Annotated in this window: 25 protein-coding genes; 12 read left to right on the top strand and 13 right to left on the bottom strand. The window is 62.3% G+C overall.

Annotated features, from left to right (window positions below):
• Positions 1 to 8: 8 nt before the first annotated feature.
• The 3 genes from ACQ4LH_RS15350 to ACQ4LH_RS15340 are packed head-to-tail and all read left to right on the top strand — an operon-like array spanning position 9 to position 2284.
• On the top strand, positions 9 to 1421 hold the full coding sequence (locus tag ACQ4LH_RS15350) for a multicopper oxidase family protein (protein WP_430697944.1): 1413 nt from the start codon (positions 9 to 11) through the stop codon (positions 1419 to 1421).
• A gap of 12 nt (positions 1422 to 1433) precedes the next feature.
• On the top strand, positions 1434 to 1934 hold the full coding sequence (locus ACQ4LH_RS15345; protein ID WP_430697943.1) for a cupredoxin domain-containing protein: 501 nt from the start codon (positions 1434 to 1436) through the stop codon (positions 1932 to 1934).
• Positions 1935 to 1960: 26 nt separating this feature from the next.
• Complete coding sequence (locus ACQ4LH_RS15340; RefSeq protein WP_430697942.1) at positions 1961 to 2284, top strand: copper-binding protein; 324 nt, start codon at positions 1961 to 1963, stop codon at positions 2282 to 2284.
• Between the two features lie 35 nt (positions 2285 to 2319).
• Here the strand turns inward: ACQ4LH_RS15340 and ACQ4LH_RS15335 are convergent, their stop codons facing one another.
• Complete coding sequence (locus ACQ4LH_RS15335) at positions 2320 to 2691, bottom strand: glutaredoxin family protein (RefSeq protein ID WP_430697941.1); 372 nt, start codon at positions 2689 to 2691, stop codon at positions 2320 to 2322.
• 123 nt (positions 2692 to 2814) lie between these two features.
• On the opposite strand from ACQ4LH_RS15335, the gene ACQ4LH_RS15330 reads away from it, so the two are divergent.
• On the top strand, positions 2815 to 3051 hold the full coding sequence (locus ACQ4LH_RS15330; RefSeq protein ID WP_269383119.1) for a DUF3820 family protein: 237 nt from the start codon (positions 2815 to 2817) through the stop codon (positions 3049 to 3051).
• A gap of 131 nt (positions 3052 to 3182) precedes the next feature.
• On the opposite strand, the gene mqo is transcribed toward ACQ4LH_RS15330, so the two are convergent.
• The 6 genes from mqo to nhaD all read right to left on the bottom strand — a co-directional run bounded on the left by mqo (position 3183) and on the right by nhaD (position 9090).
• On the bottom strand, positions 3183 to 4778 hold the full coding sequence (gene mqo, locus ACQ4LH_RS15325; RefSeq protein WP_430697940.1) for a malate dehydrogenase (quinone): 1596 nt from the start codon (positions 4776 to 4778) through the stop codon (positions 3183 to 3185).
• 399 nt (positions 4779 to 5177) lie between these two features.
• Positions 5178 to 5726: a GTP cyclohydrolase I FolE gene (folE, locus tag ACQ4LH_RS15320; RefSeq protein WP_430697939.1), complete on the bottom strand. Its 549-nt coding sequence runs from the start codon at positions 5724 to 5726 to the stop codon at positions 5178 to 5180.
• 86 nt (positions 5727 to 5812) lie between these two features.
• The gene (locus tag ACQ4LH_RS15315) at positions 5813 to 6370 is read right to left on the bottom strand and encodes a Smr/MutS family protein (protein ID WP_430697938.1); all 558 of its coding nucleotides are present in this window, start codon (positions 6368 to 6370) and stop codon (positions 5813 to 5815) included.
• Between the two features lie 62 nt (positions 6371 to 6432).
• Positions 6433 to 6753, bottom strand: coding sequence for an LPXTG cell wall anchor domain-containing protein (locus ACQ4LH_RS15310; RefSeq protein WP_430697937.1), 321 nt, complete (start codon positions 6751 to 6753; stop codon positions 6433 to 6435).
• Positions 6754 to 6877: 124 nt separating this feature from the next.
• On the bottom strand, positions 6878 to 7474 hold the full coding sequence (locus ACQ4LH_RS15305; RefSeq protein ID WP_430697936.1) for a cysteine hydrolase family protein: 597 nt from the start codon (positions 7472 to 7474) through the stop codon (positions 6878 to 6880).
• 326 nt (positions 7475 to 7800) lie between these two features.
• Positions 7801 to 9090 carry a sodium:proton antiporter NhaD gene (nhaD, locus tag ACQ4LH_RS15300; protein ID WP_430697935.1) on the bottom strand — a complete coding sequence of 430 codons (1290 nt, stop codon included), beginning with the start codon at positions 9088 to 9090 and terminating at the stop codon, positions 7801 to 7803.
• A gap of 209 nt (positions 9091 to 9299) precedes the next feature.
• Between nhaD and prmB the strand changes: the two genes are divergently transcribed.
• Positions 9300 to 10232, top strand: coding sequence for a 50S ribosomal protein L3 N(5)-glutamine methyltransferase (gene prmB, locus ACQ4LH_RS15295; protein WP_430697934.1), 933 nt, complete (start codon positions 9300 to 9302; stop codon positions 10230 to 10232).
• Here prmB and ACQ4LH_RS15290 read toward each other — a convergent pair whose 3' ends face one another.
• Positions 10233 to 13709, bottom strand: coding sequence for a hybrid sensor histidine kinase/response regulator (locus ACQ4LH_RS15290; protein WP_430697933.1), 3477 nt, complete (start codon positions 13707 to 13709; stop codon positions 10233 to 10235).
• A gap of 227 nt (positions 13710 to 13936) precedes the next feature.
• Here ACQ4LH_RS15290 and ACQ4LH_RS15285 point away from each other — a divergent pair, with 227 nt between their 5' ends.
• Positions 13937 to 14506, top strand: a complete 570-nt coding sequence (locus ACQ4LH_RS15285) for a GNAT family N-acetyltransferase (RefSeq protein ID WP_430697932.1) — start codon at positions 13937 to 13939, stop codon at positions 14504 to 14506.
• 3 nt (positions 14507 to 14509) lie between these two features.
• Entirely contained in the window at positions 14510 to 15343 is an 834-nt protein-coding gene (locus ACQ4LH_RS15280; RefSeq protein ID WP_430697931.1) for an AraC family transcriptional regulator, read from the top strand.
• Here the strand turns inward: ACQ4LH_RS15280 and ACQ4LH_RS15275 are convergent.
• The gene (locus ACQ4LH_RS15275) at positions 15340 to 16131 is read right to left on the bottom strand and encodes a hypothetical protein (protein WP_430697930.1); all 792 of its coding nucleotides are present in this window, start codon (positions 16129 to 16131) and stop codon (positions 15340 to 15342) included. The genes ACQ4LH_RS15280 and ACQ4LH_RS15275 overlap by 4 nt on opposite strands.
• 64 nt (positions 16132 to 16195) lie before the next feature.
• Positions 16196 to 17191: an alpha/beta hydrolase gene (locus tag ACQ4LH_RS15270; protein ID WP_430697929.1), complete on the bottom strand. Its 996-nt coding sequence runs from the start codon at positions 17189 to 17191 to the stop codon at positions 16196 to 16198.
• Positions 17192 to 17353: 162 nt separating this feature from the next.
• Between ACQ4LH_RS15270 and aroC the strand changes: the two genes are divergently transcribed.
• From aroC to ACQ4LH_RS15245, 5 genes are all read left to right on the top strand, one after another.
• A complete protein-coding gene (aroC, locus tag ACQ4LH_RS15265) occupies positions 17354 to 18445 on the top strand; it encodes a chorismate synthase (protein WP_430697928.1) in 1092 nt (363 codons plus the stop codon).
• 58 nt (positions 18446 to 18503) lie between these two features.
• Positions 18504 to 19655, top strand: a complete 1152-nt coding sequence (locus ACQ4LH_RS15260; RefSeq protein WP_430698024.1) for an MFS transporter — start codon at positions 18504 to 18506, stop codon at positions 19653 to 19655.
• A 52-nt stretch (positions 19656 to 19707) separates the two neighbouring features.
• A complete protein-coding gene (locus tag ACQ4LH_RS15255) occupies positions 19708 to 20256 on the top strand; it encodes an acireductone dioxygenase (RefSeq protein ID WP_430697927.1) in 549 nt (182 codons plus the stop codon).
• A 75-nt stretch (positions 20257 to 20331) separates the two neighbouring features.
• Positions 20332 to 20523 (top strand): PLDc N-terminal domain-containing protein, encoded by a 192-nt coding sequence (locus tag ACQ4LH_RS15250; RefSeq protein ID WP_275961538.1) that lies wholly within the window; start codon positions 20332 to 20334, stop codon positions 20521 to 20523.
• A 2-nt stretch (positions 20524 to 20525) separates the two neighbouring features.
• Positions 20526 to 21080 carry a histidine phosphatase family protein gene (locus ACQ4LH_RS15245; RefSeq protein ID WP_430697926.1) on the top strand — a complete coding sequence of 185 codons (555 nt, stop codon included), beginning with the start codon at positions 20526 to 20528 and terminating at the stop codon, positions 21078 to 21080.
• 13 nt (positions 21081 to 21093) lie between these two features.
• On the opposite strand, the gene ACQ4LH_RS15240 is transcribed toward ACQ4LH_RS15245, so the two are convergent.
• The 3 genes from ACQ4LH_RS15240 to ACQ4LH_RS15230 form a co-directional block, all read right to left on the bottom strand.
• The gene (locus ACQ4LH_RS15240; RefSeq protein WP_430697925.1) at positions 21094 to 21591 is read right to left on the bottom strand and encodes a methylated-DNA--[protein]-cysteine S-methyltransferase; all 498 of its coding nucleotides are present in this window, start codon (positions 21589 to 21591) and stop codon (positions 21094 to 21096) included.
• Between the two features lie 4 nt (positions 21592 to 21595).
• A complete protein-coding gene (locus tag ACQ4LH_RS15235; protein ID WP_430697924.1) occupies positions 21596 to 22486 on the bottom strand; it encodes a DNA-3-methyladenine glycosylase family protein in 891 nt (296 codons plus the stop codon).
• A 104-nt stretch (positions 22487 to 22590) separates the two neighbouring features.
• Positions 22591 to 22902 (bottom strand): hypothetical protein, encoded by a 312-nt coding sequence (locus tag ACQ4LH_RS15230; RefSeq protein WP_430697923.1) that lies wholly within the window; start codon positions 22900 to 22902, stop codon positions 22591 to 22593.
• Between the last annotated feature and the right edge of the window lie 164 nt (positions 22903 to 23066).

The following is a 23066-nucleotide window of genomic DNA, read 5'->3' as shown; positions in this document are numbered from 1 at the left end:
TATTTCCCATGGTTTCACGACGTGATTTCTTTCTCGGTGCCAGCGCGATTACTGCAGCTGTCGCCACCTCGGCGGTCAGCCGGGTATCCCTGGCCGGCATACCGGAGGCGGTGTCGCAGGGCAGCGCCGACACCCAACCGCCGCTGCAGCCGCAGAACGGCCGGCCCTACAACCCGGTTGTGACGCTTAACGGCTGGACCCTGCCGTGGCGCATGAACAACGGCGTCAAGGAGTTCCACCTGGTTGCAGAGCCGGTGGTGCGTGAGCTGGCGCCCGGCTACAAGGCCCATCTGTGGGGCTATAACGGCCAGTCGCCGGGGCCGACCATCGAGGTGGTGGAGGGCGATCGGGTGCGCATCTTCGTCACCAACAAGCTGCCCGAGCACACCAGCATCCATTGGCACGGCCAGCGCCTGCCCAATGGCATGGATGGCGTGGCAGGGCTGACCCAGCCCGCGATCCCGGTGGGCAAAACCTTTGTCTACGAATTTGTCGCGCGCCGCCCGGGCACCTTTATGTACCACCCGCACGCCGACGAGATGACCCAGATGGCCATGGGCATGATGGGCTTTTGGGTCACTCACCCCAAGGAACACCACCCGCTGATCAGCGAAGTGGATCGGGATTTTTGCTTTCTGCTTAACGCCTACGACATCGAGCCCGGCGCGGCTACGCCGAAGATCATGACCATGCTCGACTTCAACCTGTGGACCTTCAACAGCCGCATCTTTCCCGGCATCGACCCGCTGGTGGTGCGTAAGGACGACCGCGTGCGTCTGCGCGTCGGCAACCTGACCATGACCAACCACCCGATCCATCTGCATGGCCACGAGTTCGAAGTGACCGGCACCGATGGCGGGCCGACGCCAGTGGGCTCGCGCTGGCCGGAGGTGACCACGGATATTGCCGTGGGGCAGATGCGTCAGGTTGAGTTCCTTGCCGATGAGGAGGGCGACTGGGCTTTTCACTGCCACAAGAGCCACCACACCATGAACGCCATGGGGCATGACGTGCCGACGCTGATTGGCGTAGACCACCGCGATATGACCCGCAAGATCGCCAAGCTGATCCCCGACTATATGGTGATGGGCGAACGCGGCATGGCCGATATGGCGGAAATGCAGATGCCCCTGCCGGACAACACCGCACCGATGATGACCGGCGACGGCCCCTTCGGCTCGGTGGAAATGGGCGGCATGTTTACCGTGCTCAAGGTGCGTAAGGATCAAGCGCCAGGCGATTACCGCGACCCGGGCTGGTTCAAGCACCCGGCCGGCACTGTGGCCTATGAGTGGAAAGGGGAGCTGGCCAAACCGGCGCGTTCGAGCGAGGCCGGTGGGCAGTCGATGCCGCTCAAGCAGCCGCCTGGCGAGCCGGTCGAAGTGCAGGTGCGTAAACCTAGCGGCCATGCAGGCCATTGAGGAGGTAGACCCATGAAACAGACAGCTTATTTGCCGTTGGCATTCGCCCTGGCGGGCTTGCTGCTTAGCGGTTCAGCGCTGGCCCATAGCGAACAACACGCTGCGCAGCACAGCGCTGCCGTAGTCAAAGAGCAGAAACCCTGGGGTATTGCCGGTGACCTTGAGCAGGTCAGCCGCACCATCGAAATAGGCATGAGCGACCAGATGCGCTTTAGCCCCGACCAGCTTGAGGTCAAGCAGGGCGAGACCATCCGCTTTGTGCACCGTAACCAGGGCAAGTTGCTGCATGAGTTCGTCCTGGGTACTCAGGCGGATCTGAACGCGCATGCGGCGATGATGGCCAAGTTTCCCGGCATGCAGCACGACGAGCCCTATATGGCCCATGTTGGGCCGGGGCAGAGTGGCGAGATCATTTGGACCTTCAATCGTGCTGGCGACTTCGATTTCGCCTGCCTGATCGCCGGCCACTATCAGGCAGGAATGGTTGGCCGCATTCGTGTGCTGACCAACTAACCCCTTACCCAAGCAGAGGATCGACCATGAAAAATCTACTGAGTGTTATCGCCTTGGCCTGCGTACTGGGCAGCCCCGTATTTGCCAGCCAGCACAGCGCCGCGCCGGCCACCAGCAGTGCTGCGGCCACAAGTCAGGGCGAGGTGCGCAAGATCGATGCAGCCAACCAGAAAATCACCCTGCGCCACGGGCCGTTGGCCAATATCGGCATGCCGCCGATGACCATGGTGTTCCAGGTGCGGGACGCCGCCCAGTTGGAGGGGCTCAAGGTGGGCGACAAGGTGAGTTTTGTTGCGCAGCAACAGGGCAGCCAGTTTGTCGCGAGCGAGTTGCAGGCTGTGCAGCCTTGAGCTGTTGGGGCCGCTAGGCGGCCCCGATTGCCTGATCAGGCAGCAGCGAAGCGCTCGTCGAGATAAGCGATGATCGCCTTGGATTCATACAGCCAGGTGCTCTGGCCGTTTTCTTCGATGCGCAGGCACGGCACCTTGATCTTGCCGCCTTGCTGTTCCAGCTCGCTGCGCGCCTGGGCGTCGTTCTTCGCGTCGCGCAGGGCCACGGGCACATTGAGCTTGTGTAGGGTGCGGCGGGTTTTTACGCAGAACGGGCAGGCGTGGAACTGGTATAGCGCGAGGTTGCTGGCGCTTTGCTCGACCGCCGCTTGAGCTTGCGGGGTGCGTTTGAGCTTGGCCGGACGGCTGATCCAGTCGAGGAGAATGATCAACTGGCCGAGGGCGATACGCAGTGCCTTGATAATCATGCGGGGACAAACCTTGGGTCGATAAACAGGGGCGCGCAGCTTACCCGAGTTTTCTCGCCTTGGCCTGGCCCTAGGCCGAACGGCATAATCCGCGCTCGATTGCCCAACCCTGCCGAGTCTGCGATGAAACCTGAAGACCTGCTGTTGCTGGTAACCCGCGAGATGCCTTTTGGCAAACACAAAGGCCGCTTGCTCGCTGATCTGCCGGGTAATTACCTCAACTGGTTTGCCCGCGAAGGCTTCCCCCAAGGTGAAATCGGCCGGCTGCTGGCGCTGATGCAGGAGATCGACCATAACGGCCTGTCGGGCCTGCTCGACCCGTTACGGACCAAACCGCGGGTGCCGTTCAAGGGGCAATAGGCTTTTTACGGGGCAATAAAAAACCGGCTTGTGGCCGGTTTTTTATTGCGTGCCATCCATGGCCGCAGCGTGTGTCGCGCGAGGCGACGGTAAAAGGTGCTTCTGGCAATTTGCATTGCGCAGCAGGCGGCTTACTGCGCCTGGCTGACCTCTGGGGTGAGGGTCAGCGGTGGCACTTCAACGAACTCCAGTTGCAGGCGTTCGCTACTCCAGGCGCGGGTCTGGTTGGTCAGCGCCAGGTCGTCGTTCAGCTTTTGGCCGTAGGACGGGATGATTTCTTTCAGCTTGGCTTGCCACTCTGGGCTCTGCATCTTGTCCTTGAAGGTCTTCTCCAGCACCGAGAGCATGATCGGCGCGGCGGTCGAGGCACCTGGCGAGGCGCCGAGCAGGGCGGCGATGCTGCCATCGGCGGCGCTGACCACTTCGGTGCCGAACTGCAGGATGCCGCCGTGTTCGGCGTCCTTCTTGATGATCTGCACGCGCTGGCCGGCCTGGATCAGCTCCCAATCCGCCGACTGTGCTTCTGGGAAGTAGTCGCGCAGCGAGTCCATGCGGTCTTCCTGGCTGAGCATCAGCTGGCCCATCAGGTAGGTGCTGAGCGAGAAGTTATCGATGCCAGCGTGGGTCATCGGCAGGATGTTGTCGGTGGTCAGGGCGCTGAAGGTGTCGAGCAGCGAGCCATTTTTCAGGAACTTGGTGGAGAAGGTGGCGAACGGTCCGAACAGCAGCACCTTCTTGCCATCAATCACGCGGGTATCCAGGTGCGGCACGGACATCGGCGGTGAGCCTACCGATGCCAGGCCATACACTTTGGCCTGGTGCTGGGCGACGATTTCCGGGTTGCTGGTTGCCAGGAACGAGCCGCCGACCGGGAAGCCCGCATAGCCTTCGCCTTCACTGATGCCGGACATCTGCAGCAGTTTCAGCGCCGCGCCGCCAGCGCCGATAAACACGAATTTGGCGTTGATGGTTTTCTCTGCGCCGCCGTTGGCCAGGTCGGCCACCAGCACGTTCCAGGTGTTGTCGGCATTGCGTTCGATGCCACGCACTTCATGCTGCAGGTTGAGGCTGACGTTGTCCTGCTGGCTTAGCGAGCCGAACAGCTGGCGGGTGATTTCGCCGAAGTTGACGTCGGTGCCAATCGATACGCGGGTCGCGGCGAGCTTCTGCCCGGGCTCGCGGCCTTGCATCACCAGCGGCACCCACTGCTTGATCTGCTCCGGGTCTTCGGAATATTCCATGCCGCGGAACAGCGAACTGGCCTGCAGGGCTGCGTGGCGCTTCTTGAGGAAGTCGACGTTGTCATCGCCCCAGACAAAGCTCATATGCGGCACGTTGTTGATAAACGAAGGCGGGTTGTTCAGCACCTTGCGCTCAACCTGGTAGGCCCAGAACTGCTTGGAAATCTCGAACGACTCGTTGATCGCCACCGCCTTGCTGATATCGATGCTGCCGTCAGCCAGTTGCGGGGTGTAGTTCAGCTCGCAGAAGGCCGAGTGTCCGGTGCCGGCGTTGTTCCAGGCATTGGAGCTTTCATCGGCGACCTGATCCAGGCGCTCGTAGATGTCGATGCTCCAGCCCGGCTCCAGCTCGTTGAGGTAGGTGCCCAGGCTGGCACTCATGATGCCGCCGCCAATCAGCAGAACATCCACGGATTTTTCCGGCTCGGGGTGCTTGGCGCAGCCGATCACGCTCAGGCACAGCAGGGTCAACAGGAGCTTTTTCATTAAACCAACCATTTCAATCGGTGAAGTCAAAATGACGACCTGCGCCGACACGGGATCAGGCGTGTGGTAATAGCGTGCTGGCCCGTCGGCGAGCGACAGGCGCGGGGCAGGGTATGCAGGGCGTCGTGTGCATAACGGCAGCGGCCCAAGGCGCGGCGACTGGCGTTGCCTGGGGCTGACTAATGGCAAGTGGCAAGAAGCATGCCCGTCACCGTAAAGCGTTGGACTGCGGCGCGCTGCCGCAGTTGCACTGGGTTGCTCGGCGGTTCTGGGTGGCGTGATCTCGCCATGTTCTGGCGAATTTATCGCGGCTTTTGGCGGAATCTCGCCGCGCACCTTGAGAACGTGCAGGCAGAAAAAAACCGGCGCGGGGCCGGCTTCTTCTGATTCAGGGCTTGATCAGTTATTGACCAGGCTGAGGAACTCGCTGCGGGTGGCGGCGTTCTCGCGGAACTCGCCGAGCATCACCGAGGTGACCATGGAGGAGTTCTGCTTCTCCACGCCGCGCATCATCATGCACATATGCTGCGCTTCGATCACCACCGCAACACCGAGGGCGCCGGTGACTTGCTGGATGGCTTCGGCGATCTGCCGGCTGAGGTTTTCCTGGATCTGTAGGCGACGTGCATACATATCGACGATGCGTGCAACCTTCGACAGGCCGAGCACCTTGCCATTGGGGATATAGGCAACGTGGGCCTTGCCGATAAACGGCAACAGGTGGTGCTCGCACAGCGAATACAGCTCGATGTTCTTTACCAGCACCATTTCGCTGTTGTCGGAGCTGAACAGTGCGCCATTGGTGACTTCTTCGAGGGTTTGCTGGTAGCCCTTGCACAGGTACTGCATGGCTTTGGCGGCGCGCTTGGGCGTGTCGAGCAGGCCCTCGCGGGATACGTCTTCGCCGAGTTGGCCGAGAATCTCGGTGTATTGCTGTTCCAGGGACATGGACAATCTCGTAGGTCTTTCTAAAGGGCGCAGGTTAGGCCGCGAGGGTCGGGCTGGCAAGTGCGCAGGCCGCCAGCTGCATGAGCTTATTCGTCGCGGCCATCCATCATGGTGCGCTTGAGCATCACGTAAACCGCGCCGGTGCCGCCGTGTTTGGCCAGGCAGGAAGTGAAGCCGAGCACCTGTGGATGCTGACGCAGCCAGGTGTTGACGTGGCTTTTGATCATTGGTTTGCGGCCGTCCATGCGCACCGCTTTGCCGTGGGTGATGCGCACGCAGCGCACCTCCAGCTTGTTGGCCTCGGCAATAAACTCCCACAGGGTGTCGCGGGCTTTTTCCACGTTCATACCGTGCAGGTCGAGGCTGCCTTCAAAGCTGATCTGTCCCAGCTTGAGCTTGCGCATCTGGCCTTCCTGCACGCCGTTGGCGGCCCAATACAGCGCGTCTTCAGCGCCGACATCGATCACGAACTGGTCGGACAGGCCGTCGACCTTGACCGATTCCACGCGCGCCGTGGCGGCCTGGCGCAGGGTGGCCAGTTGGGCACGGTTGGGTTTCGGCTTACCGGTGTCGGCGCGGTCATGCTTGATCGGTTTGACGCCGCGCAACTCGGCTTTAAATAGGGAAAAATCGTCGTCTTGCATTTAGGCCTCCGCGAAGGCCGCTAGTGTAACCAAGCTGCCAGATTCGTGTTGCCTGGAAGCAATCAGTCGCGCTTTTTCATCAGATGTGGGGCCATGCTCAGGTCGCTGGGGCGGCGCAGGCGGCGTCGGCAGCGGCGCCAGAGCAGCACGCCGAAGACCAGCAATAGCAGCCCGATCACGACAAATACGCTGGCTGTGGCTGGCGATTCGTTCAGTGGGCCGAGCGCGGCAGGTTGGCCGAGCAAGGTGGCGATGCCTGCCATGCTCAGCAGCACGCCGAATGTGGCAAACAGCGCTGCCAGGCCAGCCCCCAGGCGCAGGCGCCAGTTGCTAGCATTGCGTGGGCGCAGGCGGCGTGCATCGAAACCATCGGAGTGCTTCATTCCGATTTCCTCATGCCAATTTCCTCGGTGGTTATCGGCGGTATGACCGGTGTGGGCTGGCGTGGTTCAACTGTGGCGGCCAGCCCATGCTCGGGTTGCGAACTACTGCGCGGCTGGCGGTGACTCAGATCAAGGCGCTGGCGCGCGGCACCACGGCAGCAAAATTGTCGGCCAGGGCGATCATCTCGGCGCGGTGCATGTCGGCGGCGCTGATCACCTGGCCATCAAGTGTCGGTAGGTCGCGGGTGGCGCAAGCGGCATCTACCACGGTGCAGCGGTAACCATAGTCCTTGGTGGCGCGCACCGTGGTGCTGATGCTCGAATGGGTCATAAAACCGCAGACGATCAGGTCCAGGTGGCCCAGGGCTTGTAGGCGCTCATGCAGGTCGGTGCCGTTAAAGGCGTTGGGCATGCGCTTCTCGACGATGATTTCGCCCGGCAGCGGCGCCGCTTCTGGCAGGTGCAGGCCACGCGGGCCACGAGGGTCGAGCAGGCCGTCGGGGATGCCCAGGTGTTTGACGTGGACGATGGCGCTGCCCTGGGCGCGGGCGGCTGAGAGCAGTTTGGCGATTTCTTCCAGCGCGGCATCCAGCCCCGGTAACTGCAATACGCCGCTGCGGTATTCCTCTTGCGCATCGATGATCAGCAAGGTCGCATTGCTCAGGCTGGCGGGGGCATGGCCGCGGCCAGTGAGGGCGAACAGCGTTTGTGGGGTGGACATGGCAGGAACTCCAGGCTGGCATGGACAGTCCCACCATTGTCCGCCTGTGCTGCGCTGCTGTGAACCTTTGTGGTCGATGATCTTGCGTGTCGCCTATGCGGCGAGCAGAATCGGGGGGCTGCCGAGGAACGGCGATTTCAAGCAAAGGAGCTGCAATATGAACCTGATTGCATTGTTTTCCGAACACTTCTGGCTGTTGTTCGCCGTGGCGATTTCCATCGCTGTGCTACGTGAGCTGCGCCTTAAACGGGATTAGTGGGTGCCCGCGTTAACCACCAAGTCGCCACCTCATCAAAAACGCCAGGGCATGCCCTGGCGTTTTCGTTTCAGTACAGGCCAAACAGTTCGAACTGCAGGTACCAGATACCCAGCGAGCCGAAGAAGTTGACCAGAATGGCCGGCAGAAACTTCAGGTGCACAGCAAAGCTGTAAGTCTTGTCCAGCGACATCGCCATCACCCCGGCGGCAGAGCCGACCACCGTCAGCGAGCCGCCAATTCCCACCATCAGCGCATTCAGCGCCCACTGATCGAGCCCCAGCTGTGGGTTGGACATCAGCGCAGCCGCTTCCACGGGCACGTTGTCCATCACCCCGGAGGCCACCCCGAGCACCACGTTAACGGCGGTGGGGTGCATCACTTCAAACAGCCGCGAGATATACGACAGCCAGCCGACGTGGTTAAGGCAGGCCACCGAGGTGATGATGCCGATAAAGAACAGCAGGGCGTTCCACTCGACCTTTTGCAGTTGATCCTGCCAGGGCAGCTCGATACCGCGGCGCATCAGCAGCCAGGCATACAGAGCGACGATGCCCAGGCCAATACCGATGGCGAACTCGATGCTGACTTTCAGCACGATATTGCACAGCACCGCGCCAAATACGGCGAAAAAACCGACTATCGCCAGACCCGCGCCGCCGGGTTTGAGTGCGGACTCGGCCTGGTCAGCCACCTGGATCAGGCTTTGGCCATCGAGTTTGCGCAGGTAGAAGAAGTGCAGCGTGGCGGCGAACAACAGCCAGCCAGTCAACGCCGAGGGGATCAGCAACAGCAGGCCGGCGATGCTGATTTTTCCGGCCAGCACCACCATCAGGCTGGTCGAGGTGCCGAGAAACCACACCCCGGAGTTGGAGGCGACCACGATGTTGCACAGCGAAATATGGGTGTAACGCTGATTGGTCGAGATGTTCTTCACCGTCTTGCCGAAGATCATCGCCGTGGTGATGTTGTTGAGAAACGGCGAGAGCAGCGCCGACAGCGCGCCGGTGGCCCAGAACATGCCGCGCGCTCCGAGACCTTTACGCATCAGGTAGCCATTGAGTGCGGTGAAGACGTTCCGCTCATTGAGCAGCTCGACCACCATCCACATAAACGCCATAAAGGCGATCAGGCCGAACAGTTCTTCCTTGATCTCGCTCTGCGCGTGCAGGAAGAACTGAAAACCATTGGGGTCGTAAAACGCGTAGTGGGCACCGATAACGATCAGACCGGACATCATGAACATTGCCGGCTTGAACTTATCCATCTCCAGTTGTGCTTCAAAAACGATCAGCGTCATGCCAATCAGGAATATCGCCAGCACGAGCAAGCCCGTGATCGAGAAGGGATCTATGACCATTTTTAGGGATGTCTTGAGAAAGGGAGGGAAGGGTTAGAAATTGGTAACAAAATTATACTGATGAGCATGGTGCTTGGGCAGGTCTACTTTGTGACTGTGGCGGCCTTTATGGTCAGTAATGCGTCGCGCCGTTAGATCAGCGCTGCGCTCGACGCAGGCAGGTGCGGCAGGCTGTTAGAATGGCGCACTTTTTTCTTCGGAGAGCTGCCGTGACCGACGCTACACATACCTACCCAACCCGCCTGCGCAGCGTGCGCGATTACATTCGCTGGGCGGTCAGTCGGTTTCATGGCGAGGAGCTGTTCTTCGGCCACGGCACCGACAACGCCTGGGATGAAGCCCGCCAGCTGGTGCTCGGTGCCCTGCACCTGCCATACGAAATTGCCGACAGCTACCTCGATTGCCGCCTGGAAGACGACGAGCATGCGCACCTGCACGCTTTGCTCGCACGGCGCATCGACGAGCGCGTACCGACCGCTTACCTGTTGGGCGAGGCCTGGTTCTGCGGCATGCCGTTTATTGTCGATGAGCGCGTGCTGATTCCGCGCTCACCGATTGCCGAGCTGATCGAACAGCACTTCGAGCCCTGGCTGGCGATCGAGCCAGCGCGGATTCTCGATCTGTGCACCGGCTCGGGTTGCATCGGTATTGCCTGTGCCTATGAGTTCCCCGAGGCTGAAGTGGTGCTCGGTGATCTGTCCTACGAAGCGCTGGAAGTGGCCAACCAGAATATCGAGCGCCATGGTCTGGATGAGCGTGTGTACACCGTGCAGGGCGATGGTTTTGCCGGGCTGCCGGGCCAGCGTTTTGACTTGATTGTTTCCAACCCGCCTTACGTGGATGCCGAGGATTTCGCCGATATGCCGGCCGAATACCAGCACGAGCCTGAGCTGGGCCTGGCTTGCGGTGACGATGGCCTGGACCTGGTGCGGCGCATGCTCGCCGAGGCGGCGGATCATCTGACCGAAAAGGGCGTGCTGATTATCGAAGTCGGCAATAGCCAGGTGCATGTCGAGGCGTTGTACCCGGAAGTCGATTTCACCTGGCTGGAATTCGAGCGCGGCGGTCACGGCGTATTCCTGCTCGCAGCCGCGCAATGCCGCGAGCATCAGGCGCTGTTCCGTCAGCGCCTGAATGGTTGATCAGCGCAGCACTAGATGCCGGCTTAGCAGCGCGCGCAAAGCGGCCGGCTTGACCGGTTTGGGCAGGAAGTCGAGGCCGGCGGCATGCACCTGAGCGATCAGCTCGGGGCGGCCGTCGGCGCTGATCACCACACCTGGTAGCGGTTCACCCAAGCGTGTGCGCAGCCAGGCCATCAGCTCGGTGCCGGTTTCGCCGTCATCCAGGTGATAGTCCACCAGCGCCAACTGCGGGCGGACGTTTTCACTCAGCAGGTGTTCGCACTCCAGGCGATTACGCGCCGTCCACACCTGACAACCCCAGCGTGATAGCAGGCTGTGCATACCGGCGAGGATGCTGTCCTCGTTGTCGATGCACAGCACCTGGATACCGGCCAGCGCCTCGCCATGCTGCTCGGGCTGGCTGACCGGCACGGGCGGCTCGGCGTGCAAGGCCAGGGGAATGGTTACGCTGAATACGCTGCCCTTGCCCGGCCAGGAGCGCACTTCCAGCTGGTGGCCGAGCACTCGGCATAAACCGTCGGCAATCGCCAGGCCCAGGCCCAGGCCTTTTTCGGCGCGGGTCTGGTGGCTGTCCAGGCGTTTGAATTCCTCGAAAATCACCTTGCGCTTGTCGTCGGGAATGCCCGGGCCGCGATCCCAGACTTCCAGGCGCAGCTGTTGGCCTTTGCGGCGCACGCCAAGCAGCACGCGGCCCTTGGCGTAGCGGAAGGCGTTGGTCAGGAAGTTCTGCAGGATGCGCCGCAGCAGTTTGATGTCACTGTCGACCCGCAGGCGGCTGCCGCGCAGGCGGAAGTCCACTCCATGTTCGGCTGCCAGCACCTTGAATTCCGCGCCGAGGGTGTCGAACAGGTTGTTCAGCACAAAAGCGTGGCGGTCCGGGGTGATGCGGCCGTTTTCCAGGCGCGAGATATCCAGCAGGTCACTGATCAGGTCTTCGGCTGAGCGCAGTGAGCTGTCTAGGTGGCGCACCAGCTCGCGGGCGTCGGCAGGCAGGGCGTCGTCCTGGTGGGACAGGGCGGCTGAGAACAGCCGCGCGGCGTTCAACGGTTGCATCAGGTCATGGCTGACGGCGGTGAGGAAGCGAGTTTTCGATTGGTTAGCCGCTTCCGCCACGCCCTTGGCTTCGGTCAGCGCCTGATTCAGTTGTGACAGCTCCTGGGTGCGCTCGCTGACCCGTTGTTCCAGACCTTCGTTGGCGTCCTTGAGCGCGCGCTCGGCTTCGCGGAATTCGGTGATGTCGGTAAAGCTCATAACGAAGCCGCCGCCGGGCATGGGGTTGCCGATCAGCTCGATCACCCGGCCGTTGGGGAACAACCGCTCTGAGGTGTGCGCAGTGCCCTGGCGCATCCAGTACAGGCGCTTGCTGACGTGCTCCTCGATATCACCGCCACCGAGCAGGCCGCGTTCAGCGTTGAAGCGGATCAGCTCGGCCACTGGCCGGCCGACATACACTTGGCCGTCGGGGTAGTTGAACAGCTCGATATAACGGTGGTTCCAGGCCACCAGGCGCAGCGACTGGTCGACCACACTGATGCCCTGGGTGATGTTCTCGATGGCGCCTTGCAGCAGCGCGCGGTTGAACTGCAGCACTTCCGAGGCTTCGTCGACGATGCGCACCACATCCTCGACCTGCATCTCGCGGCCTTCGATGGCCGCCTTGACCACTGCGCGGGTCGATGAGGCGCCGAGCACACCGGCCAGCAGGCGTTCGGTGTGGGCTATCCATTCACTGTTGGCGGTCTGGTTGGGGTCGAAGCCCTTGCCCTGGCGGTAGGCAAAACGCATAAAGCTCTGCCGCGCACGGTCTTCGCCGACAAAGCGGTTGGCCAGCAGCAACAGGTCGCCGACCTGCACCGCGAGCATGCTGCGGTTGCTTGGCTTGTTGCCCAGGTCATGGCCGATAAAGCGCCCGGCCTGCCAATGCTCGGCCACCCGGGTGCGTGAGAAATAGGAGACCCAGGCAAACAACAGGAAGTTGCCGGCCAGCGACAGCACCACACCACGGGTCAGCGGGTCGACCTGAAAGCCGATCGGCCCGTACAGCAGGGTTTGCACGCCCGGCAAGGCATCCGCTGGCCAGCCCAGGCCGCGCGCTACCAGCGGCATGACCAGGGTGTAGAACCAGATCAGCGCGCCAAAGAACAGCCCGGCAAAAACGCCCTGGCGGTTGGCCTGCTTCCACACCAGCGCGCCGAACATCGCCGGTGCCAGCTGGCCAATGGCGGCGAAGGAGACTTGGCCGATGGTCGCCAGGCTGGCGTTGGAGCCGAGCAGGCGATAGCACACATAGGCCAGCAGCAGGATCACCACGATGCTCACTCGGCGCGCGGTAAGCATCCAGTGGCGGAAGGCCTCGAAGGGTCGTTCGGTGTTCTGCCGACGCAGCAGCCAGGGCAGCAGCATGTCGTTGGAGATCATGGTGGAGAGCGCTACCGAGGCAACAATCACCATGCCGGTAGCCGCCGAGGCGCCGCCGATAAAGGCCAGCATGGCCAGCGCCGGATGGGCTTCGGCCAACGGCAGGCTGATCACGAAGGAGTCCGGGGTGATGCCGGCGGGTAGCAACATCTGCCCGGCCAGGGCGATGGGCACTACAAACAGCGCGGCGAGGATCAGGTAGGCGGGGAACACCCAGCGCGCCAGGTTGAGGTCCTTGGGCTCGATATTCTCCACCACCGTCACATGAAACTGTCGCGGCAGGCAGATGATCGCAATCATCGCCAGGCCCGTCTGGGTCATCATCGCCGGCCAGTTAACGGTTTCCGCCCAGAAACTCTCCAGTTCTGGGCTGGCTTTGGCTTGGTTGAACAGGTCGCCAAAACCGTTGTACAGGCCGTAGGTCACAAATGCGCCGACGGCGAGGAAGGCCAGCAGTTTGACCAGCGACTCGAAGGCAATCGCCAGAACCATGCCGCGGTGGTGTTCGGTGACATCCAGATTGCGCGTGCCGAACAATATTGTGAACAGGGCCAGCACCAGCGAGACGATCAGCGCGGTGTCCTGGGCGCCGGTGCCATTGGCCCCCGCGCCGGCTCCGCTGAGCAGGTTTACCCCCAGCACAATGCCTTTGAGCTGCAGGGCGATATAGGGCAGCACGCCGACTAGGCAGACCAGCGCCACCACCACCGCCAGGGCCTGAGATTTGCCGTAGCGGGCGGCGATAAAGTCGGCAATCGAGGTGATGTTTTCCTGTTTGCTGATCATCACCATCTTCTGCAGCACCCAGGGTGCGAAGACCAGAATGATGATCGGCCCGAGGTAGATCGGCAGAAATGACCAGAGCTGCTCGGCGGCCTGGCCCACCGCGCCGAAAAACGTCCAGCTGGTGCAGTAAACCGCCAGCGACAGGCTGTACACCCAGGCGCGAACCTTCGGATGCATGGGCGTGGCGCGGCGGTCGCCGTAGAAGGCGATGGCGAACAGAAGGGCCATGTAAATCAGCGCAACCGCGGCGATCAGCCCGCTAGACAGGGTCATGCAAACTCCGAAAACAAACTATAGGGGGCTGCCGGGGTCTTATCTGGCAGCGCAGCGGCTGCCCAGAGCCTACTGCATATGATTTGTCCCAGTCTCGCAGCAAAGTGACGGTGCGTCAGGCACGACCAAGGTCGCACTGGCGCAGAACTTGTTGCTGTTGTGGATTGTGCACACTTGCCGGCCCTGTTAGCGTGTCGCGCCTGCGACTCTGTCCGAGGAGGGACCCTATGTTCAAGCCGCAACTGATTACCCTGCAACGTGGCGGATTGCGCATCGAGCCCATGGTCGATGCCGATATTCCGGCGTTGGTGAGCCTGGCCGAAGCCAATCGCGCAGAGCTGGTGCATATGAATGGCACCCAGCGTCTGGACTGGTACCGCGAAGGCCTACTCGAACAGCGCGAAGGGTGCGCCTTGCCTTTTGCCATCCGCCTGGGTGAGCAACTGGTGGGTACCACCCGTTTTGCCGACTTTGTCAGCAGCCTGCCCGCCGCAGAAATCGGCTGGACCTGGCTGGACCGCAGCCAGCACGGCACGGGCCTTAACAGCACCATCAAGTACCTGATGCTCAAGCATGCCTTCGAGAACTGGCGCATGGTCCGTGTGCAGTTGAAAACTGCGGCGAGCAACCTGCGTTCGCAACGCGCCATCGAAAAGCTCGGGGCGCAGCGTGAAGGTGTGCTGCGCAACCATCGCCGCCTGGCAGATGGCCGTCTGGACGACAGCGTGCTGTACAGCATCACCGATCATGACTGGCCGACCATCAAGCAGCAGCTGGAGGCGCGTTTCAGCGGTTGATGCATGGTGCAGGCAGGTACCGAACAAACACGCTTCTGGCAGGCGCGCGAACTGGGCGGTATCGAGCTGCTGCACGCGCACTATATCGAGCAGCGCTTTTCGCCCCATGTGCACGAAGGCTTTGTCTTTACGGTGATCGAAGAGGGTGCCCAGCGCTTTCGCCACCGTGGCAGCGAGCATCTGGCGCCGGCCGGCAGTATGGTGTTGATCAACCCGGATGAGCTGCACACGGGCTCCAAGGCCCATGACCAGGGCTGGCACTACCGCGGTTTCTACCCGGACAATGCGCAAGTCTGCGGCGTGCTGGCGGAGCTGGAACTGGGCCAGCATGGCATGCCGTCATTCGCCCTGAGCGTGCTGCATGACCCGCAGCTGCATCGTCAATTCGGCAATCTGCATCAGCTGCTGGACAGCCACGCCTCGGCGTTGCAGCTGCAAACCGCCTGGCGTGAGGCGATTCTGCTGCTGTTTCAGCGCCATGCGCGCTTGCCTGAGGGTCTGGCGCCGGGTGATGAACCGCGCGCGGTCAGCCGCGCCAAGGAAATACTGGCCAGTCAGCTGGCAGCGCCGCCATCACTGGAGCAACTGGCGCAGGCGGTGGGGTTGTCGCCGTTTCATTTCGCTAGAGTGTTTCGCCGCGCCACCGGCCTGCCGCCGCATAGCTGGCTGATGCAGCGCCGCCTGGAGCAGGCTCGGGCGTTATTAAGAAATGGCTGTGCGCCGCTGACAGTGGCTATGCAGCTGGGTTTTGCCGATCAGAGCCATCTCAGTCGGCAGTTCAAGCAGGCCTACGGCGTTGCGCCGGGGCAGTATCGTCAGGCCCGCGCCATTCGCTAGCGCGTGGCAATCCATATCAGTAGCCCCGCCTGAAACACGCAGAAGGCCACCAGGCAGGTGATGGTGAAGCGCAAGCCGCCGTCTTCGCGTTTGAATACATCAATACGCGCCTCAAGCTTGCGCACTTTTACTTCCAGTTCGCGAAGGCTTTGATCGGCCTGTTGCAGCATGCTGGCGGCGTCCAGCAGTTCGACGATCTGCACCTTTTCCGTATGCCAGTCGCCATGCAGCGCGCTGACCCGTGGCGCGCCGCATTGCGCCTTGATCTTTAGCGGGTCGAGGTATTCGACCACAAAGCCCTGGGCCTGCAGGCAGTGGTCGCGACGGGCGCGGGCTTCATCGCTGAAGGCGTCCTTGCTCGCCAGCGGGGTGTTTTCCACCTGGTAATGAGCGAAGTGCTGGCGTGCCCAGATAATCCCCTGAGCCAGCATAAAGCGCCCCAGGCCACGGTTTTCCGGCTGTACCAGCAGGCCAGTGTCGGGGCCGAAGCGCACCGTACGCTGTTCATGATTGGCCCAGACTTCGAAGATGTTCTGCTCCTTGCGCACGCGCTGGCCGGGCAGCTGCAAGGTCAGGCGCAGCAGGCTGTGCTGTTTGCCCAGGCGTTCGACGCGGCCTAGCTGGATAAACCGCAGCGGCCGCGCACCGGTGTGGCGGTCGGTGGGCAGGGCGGCCAGGCGTAACAAGCTGAAGTGCTCGGGAGCAAGCTCGGCCCAGGGATGGGCTGGCTCGACGACTTCCTGCGGGGCAGCGTCGGTGTCGGTTTGCGGCGCGGGGCTGTCGGTCATAAGCGGCGGTCCTGTGCGCGACACCTTAGGGTGTCGCCTGATGCGCTTATCGGCCGCCGCTCGGCTAACTGGAGGCTGGCTTTTTGCCGCTGCGCTGGATGAACTGGGCGATCTGCTCGCCCAGCCCTTGTGCCAACGGTAGCCGAGGATTGTCATAGCTGGCCAGTTGCGCGGTTAAATCCAGCGCGCTGATGCGCAGCATATGGTTCATCCCGGGGATGATAAGCAGCTCGGCATCCGGCTTGGCCACCTGTAGCGCTTGGGCATCGGCGACGCTGACCTGAATGTCGTGGCTGCCTTGCACGATCAGCGCCGGGATCTGCAGACGGGCAAAGGCCTCGCCGGGTTTCTGCCGCAGCAGCGAGATCAAGTAGGGCTGCACGCTGGGGCGAAACAGCACATGCAGCTGCTTGGGCACTTTGGGGCTGAATTGCCCGGCCAGCAGGCGGTCGAGTATTTGATTGCTCTGCGCCAACAGATGCGGCGGCAGGCGCGCGGCCAGTTGCTCGCGCAGCAGCTGGTCAATTGGCCGTGAACTGCCGGCAATTGCCACCAGGGCATCGGCCTGGGCCTGTTCGGCTGCCAGGCTGGCAATTAGCGCGCCTTCGCTATGGCCGATCAGAATCAGCCGATCAAAAGCCGGGTTGGCCCTGAGCAGCTGTGCCCAGCCCACCGCATCGCTGACATAACCCTCGACACTGAGTTCGCGTTCATCCGGCGTGGCGGCGCGGCTGGCGGCCACGCCGCGCTTGTCGTAACGCAGGCTGGCGATGCCCTGTTTGGCCAGGCTCTGCGCCAGACGCTTGAGGCTGTCGCTCTGGCCGCCTTCGGGGTTGTTGCCGTCACGGTCGGTGGGGCCGGAGCCTGCAATCAGCAGCGCCACGGCTACTGGCGTGGTGCTGCTGGGCTTGAGCAGCGTGCCATGCAGCGTGCCCTGGTCTGTCTGCAGACGCATGGGTTGTTGCACGCTGCTGTGGGCGTTGCTGCTCTGTGCGGCGTCGGGGGCGGCTTGCAGCAGGGTGCTGCAGAGGAGAAGGGGTAACAGAAGAGCTCGGGTCATGGATAGGGACTGCCAGGGGTGAGTCGATTGGACGTTTATCCGCCCTGAAGGTTCGAGGATGATCTGTACGGACGCCACGGGTATACTCGCCGCCTTTACTCAAGTGGGGTTCTGCGCCGGCTGGCGTAGCCTCGGAGCTGATTTTCGCGGAGCGTTTTGCACATGTCCGGCAATACCTACGGCAAGCTGTTCACTGTCACCACCGCTGGCGAAAGCCATGGCCCGGCGTTGGTCGCCATTGTTGATGGCTGCCCGCCGGGGTTGGAGATTAGCCTGGAAGACCTGCAGCGTGATCTTGATCGGCGCAAACCAGGCACCAGCCGGCATACCACGCAGCGCCAGGAAGACGACGAGGTGGAAATTCTCGCCGGCATCTTCGAGGGCAAGACCACCGGTTGCTCGATTGGTCTGCTGATTCGTAATACCGACCAGAAGTCCAAAGACTACTCGGCGATCAAGGATTCTTTCCGCCCGGCCCACGCTGATTACACCTATCACCACAAGTACGGCGTGCGTGACTACCGTGGTGGTGGCCGCAGCTCGGCGCGCGAAACCGCCATGCGTGTGGCCGCTGGTGCCATCGCCAAGAAATACCTGGCCACCCAGGGCATTGTGATTCGCGGTTATATGAGCCAGCTTGGCCCCATCGAGATTCCGTTCAAGAGCTGGGAATCGGTCGAGCAGAATGTCTTCTTCAGCCCCGATCCGGACAAAGTGCCAGAGCTGGAAGCCTATATGGACCAGCTGCGCCGTGATCAGGATTCGGTTGGGGCGAAGATCACCGTGGTTGCCGAAGGCGTGATGCCCGGCCTGGGCGAGCCGATTTTTGATCGTCTGGACGCCGAACTGGCCCATGCGCTGATGAGCATCAACGCGGTCAAAGGCGTGGAAATCGGTGCGGGTTTCGCCAGCGTGGCGCAGCGCGGCACCGAGCACCGTGACGAGATGACCCCGGAAGGTTTCCTTTCCAATAACGCCGGCGGCATCCTTGGTGGTATCTCCAGTGGTCAGCCGATTGTTGCGCACCTGGCGCTCAAGCCGACCTCGAGCATCACCACGCCGGGGCGCTCGATTGATATTCACGGCAATCCGGTGGATATCATCACCAAGGGCCGTCACGACCCCTGTGTGGGCATCCGCGCCACGCCAATCGCCGAGGCGATGATGGCCATCGTGCTGATGGACCATCTGCTACGCCACCGCGCGCAGAATGCCGATGTGCGGGTCAGCACGCCGGTGCTGCCACAGCTGTGATGAGCCTTGCTGCGCGGCCAAGCGCGTCCCGCAGCAGAGTTCCGGGTTTATGCCCAGCATGAGCCCGGCATTGCCTTACTGGCGCCTGTCCGGTTTCTACTTCTTCTATTTCTCGCTGCTCGGCGCCACCGCGCCGTTTCTCGCGCTGTATTTCGACCACCTGGGTTTTTCTGCCGCGCGGATCGGTGAGCTGATCGCCATTCCCATGCTGATGCGCTGCATTGCGCCAAATATCTGGGGTTGGCTGGGTGACTACAGCGGGCAGCGGCTGGCTATCGTGCGCTTTGGCGCACTGTGCACGCTGCTGTGCTTTGCCGGCATCTTTGTCAGCCAGAGTTACGCCTGGCTGGCGCTGATCATGGCGCTGCATGCGTTCTTCTGGCACGCGGTGTTGCCGCAGTTTGAAGTCATCACCTTTGCCCATCTCAAGGAGCAGGCCGCGCGCTACAGCCAGATTCGCCTGTGGGGCAGCATCGGTTTTATCGTCGCGGTGGTGGGCCTGGGCAAGCTGTTCGAGGTGCTCAGCCTGGACGCCTATCCCTGGGCGCTGATCCTGATCATGGGCGGCATCGTGCTGAGCAGCTGGTGGGTGCCCAATGCCCAGCCGCAGATGCGCCCCAATACCCAGGACCAAGGCGGCTTTCTCCAGCAACTGCGGCGGCCGGGGATTCTCGCCTTCTATCTCTGCGTCGGCCTGATGCAGCTGAGCAACGGCCCGTACTACACCTTTCTCAGCCTGCACCTGGAGGCGCTGGGTTATTCGCGCGGGGTGATCGGCCAGCTGTGGGCGCTGGGCGTACTGGCCGAGATCGTGCTGTTTATGGTTATGGCCAGGTTGCTGGCGCGCTACTCCCTGCGTACCGTGCTGCTGGCGAGTTTTTTGATTACCGCACTGCGTTGGTTGCTGCTGGGCAACCTGGCCGGGCATCTGCCGGTGCTGCTGTTTGCCCAGCTGATGCACGCCGCAACCTTCGGCAGCTTCCACGCAGCGGCCATGCATTTTGTTCAGCGCAGCTTCGCCGACCGCCAGCAAGGCCAGGGCCAGGCGCTGTATGCCGCGCTGGCGGGTGTGGGCGGGGCATTGGGTGCGTTGTATTCGGGTTACAGCTGGCACAGCCTCGGCGCCGCCTGGACCTTTGCCATCGCCAGCCTGATTGCCCTGGCGGCTGCGGTGATTACCGCGTGCTATATGCGTGATGAGCGGCCCTAGCTTTTACTTGCCGAATTGAACACCTGAATTAAAACCGTACGAGAGCCCGACCATGAGCAGCCTGACCGTCTACCACCAGTCCTCGCCCGAGTACCCGAACAAGCTGCTGACCCACGTCGAAGACATCGCCAGCACCCTGGCCACCGTCGGCGTGCAGTTCAGCCAGGTGCAGGTAGCGCAGCCGGTCACGGCCGGCACTGTCAGCGATGAACTGATGGCGGCCAGCCGCGTGCAGATTGACCAGTTGATGACCCAGCACGGCTATGCCAGCGCCGAGGTTCTGAGCCTGTGTGATGAGCGCGGCGAGGGCAGTGAACTGGCCCGTGGCCTGCGTCAGGAGCAAAGCTGTCAGCCGGCCCATCTGCATTACTACCTGGCCGGCCGTGGCCTGCTGGCGCTGCATATTGGCGAGTACGTCTACAGCCTGTTGTGCGAGAAGGGCGATCTGATGCTGGTGCCGGCCGGCACGGCGCATTGGTTCGACGGCGGCGAGCATCCGCGCTTTGCCGTGTTGCGCCTGTTTGCCAGTCCACAAGTGCCGGTTTTCACCCCGGCAGCCGGTGATTTTGCGGCCGCGTTTGCTGGCTTGGATGATTGCTGAGTAATCAAACTGCTGAACTCTGGTCGCGAGCGGCTATCCTAGCTAGGCGATTTCTTCGCATAGGAGCGTCAAGTTATGGGTTCAACATTCAACGGTTTACTGGGGCTGGTCATTCTGGCGCTGGATATCTGGGCGATTCTCAGCGTTATCAAAAGCAACGCCGAAACGGGCATCAAGGTGCTGTGGATCTTGCTGATCGTCTTGCTGCCGGTGATCGGTCTGATCATCTGGGCGCTGATGGGCCCGCGTGGCACGGTCAAGTTCTAGCCATGCGGCGGGCAGGCGCGTGGTTATTGGCGCTTTGCCTGCTGAGCGGCGCGGTTCAGGCCAGCGATAAGCACGCCTGGACCGCGCTGCGTGAAGGCCGCGCCGTGCTGCTGTTGCGCCATGCCACAGCGCCCGGCACGGGTGATCCGGCGAATTTTCAGCTGAATGATTGCCGCACTCAGCGCAATCTCAATCAGGTCGGTCGTGAGCAGGCGCAGCGCTGGGGACAGTTGCTGCGTAGCCAGTGGATTGAGCCGCGCCTGCTTAGTAGCCGTTGGTGCCGCGCCCAGGATACGGCCCGTGAAATGGGCTTGGGTGCAGTCGAAGCGCTGCCAGCCCTGGATTCATTCTTCCAAACACTCAACACCGCCCGCGAGCAGACCGCCGCGCTGATCGAGCAGATCAATGCACAGCCCCGTGGCACGTCGTTAGTGCTGGTCTCCCATCAGGTCAATATCACCGCGCTGACCGGCATCTACCCGGCGTCGGGCGAAGGGCTGATTCTGGCGTTACCGCTAGAGGCTCCGGCGCGTGTGCTGGCGCGAGTTCAGCCCTGAATCGCCGCGTGCTTTAAATACTCAGCAGCCGCTGTTCCGGCAGCTGCGCCCCTTCCAGTTTGAGCAACAGCGCTTTGCGTGGCAGGCCGCCGGCATAACCGGTAAGGCTGCCGTCACGGCCGATCACCCGGTGGCAGGGAATGATGATGGCAATCGGGTTGGCGCCATTGGCTGCGCCGACGGCGCGCACCGCCTTGGGTCGTGCAATCTCGGCGGCGAGGGCGCTGTAGCAGCAGGTTTGGCCAAACGGAATGGTCTGCAGCGCCTGCCATACGGATTGCTGAAACGCCGTGCCTTGCGGCGCCAGGCGCACTTCGAAGCGCTGCCGACGCCCGGCAAAATACTCATCCAGTTGCCGGCACACTTCATCCAGTTCATCGGCGGCGCGGCTCCAGTGTTCGCTGATATGCCAGGGCTTGTCATCGATATCCATCAGCAGTTTTTGCAGGCCGGTTTCGTCAGCGGCCAACAGCAGGCGACCGATCGGGCTGTCGTGGTAGCGGTAGAACATCGGTTCAGCCCTCTGAGTAGTTGTGCCACAGGTGTGCGGCGGCATAGGCGCGCCAGGGTCGCCAGGCTTCGGCGCGGGCCTTGAGCTGTTTGGCGTCGATGCCATTCGCGCCCCACACCGGCGCCTTGAGCAGGCCCAGGTCGCTGGCGGGAAAGGCATCGACCTCGCCAAAGGCGCGCAGCGCAATATATTCGGCGGTCCACGGGCCGATGCCGGGCAGGGCGCACAGCTGCTCGACAAAGGCGGTGTAACCGGCCCGCAGATCCAGACGCAGGTCGCCGCTGGCCACCTGCGCGGCGAAGTGCTGCAAGGTCTGCACGCGCTTGCCGGGCATGCCGATGCCATCCAGATTGGCTTCGGCGATAGCGGTCGGGCTGGGGAACAGCCGTTGAATCTCTGGCGCATCGGCAAACTGCAGCGGTTCACCCAGGCGCGTAACCAAGCGGCCGGTGATGGTCACTGCCGCCTTGACCGTAACCTGCTGGCCAACAATGGCGCGCACCGCCTGCTCAAACGGTTCGAAAGCAGTTGGCAAACGCAAACCGGGATTACGCGCAACCAGCGGTCCGAGCTGCGCATCGCTGGCAAAGTGCGCGCTGATCTGCTGCGGCTGGCAGTCCAGATCAAACATCTTGCGTACCCTGGCGGTGAGCGTTGCCAAGTAGGGCTGCAGCGATTCGCTGTAGTGCAGTTTTAGCGCGGGTTGATCAGCCAGCGGCTGCACGCGAAACCATCCGCGCACGCCATCAAGCAGCCCGCTGCGTGCGTAACTGTGCGGTTGCAGGCTTTCCACCCCTGCCAGGGCGCGCAGGGCAAAGTGACTATGGAACTGTTGCCACTGCCAGGGCGGCTGATAGCTCAGTAATAGGATGTGAGGTGATTGGTTCATGGCCAAACAATAACCGCAGCCTGGCCGGCTGTCAGCGCAGAACTGACTTTCAAACTGGAGTGGTCGAGGCTTTTACCCTCTCCCAGATGTGGGAGAGGGGCGCTGAGTAGCTAAGCGCTGGCTACCCGCTGATGTAGCTGATGCGACAACTGCTCCAGCTGCTGGCCTAGCTGCACCAGAGACTCCTGGGCATCCAGCAGTTCGGCGCTAGCGGCGCGTTGGCGTTGGCTGGCGTCACGTTGTGCGGCGCTGTTGTCGCGTACGTGCAGCAGCTGCTGATGCGCGCGAGTAAGCGCCTGGCTGTGCTGCAGAATCGAGCTGGAGAGGTTGTCGGTCAGCCCGGCGTTGCTGCTTAGCGCAGTGCCGACATCGCTGACCTGGGCCGCGCCGGTATCGATGATCTGCTGCGACTGGCCCAGCACGTTCTGCACCGTATCGGCGGTTTYGTTTCTGCGCCGCCGGGRGGGTGSGCGCCCCNCCTNCGGCCAACCACCGCMAAACCSCCGGCCCYGTTYGCCSGCGCGGGSCGCCTCGMTGGSBGCGGTWAGCGCSAGCAGGGTGGGSTGTTGGGGGGTGGGGGTGGTCA

It is taken from the genome of Pseudomonas peli, from assembly GCF_050563605.1.
GTDB classification, from domain to species: domain Bacteria; phylum Pseudomonadota; class Gammaproteobacteria; order Pseudomonadales; family Pseudomonadaceae; genus Aquipseudomonas; species Aquipseudomonas peli_A.
This window is presented reverse-complemented; position numbering and strand designations above follow the sequence as displayed.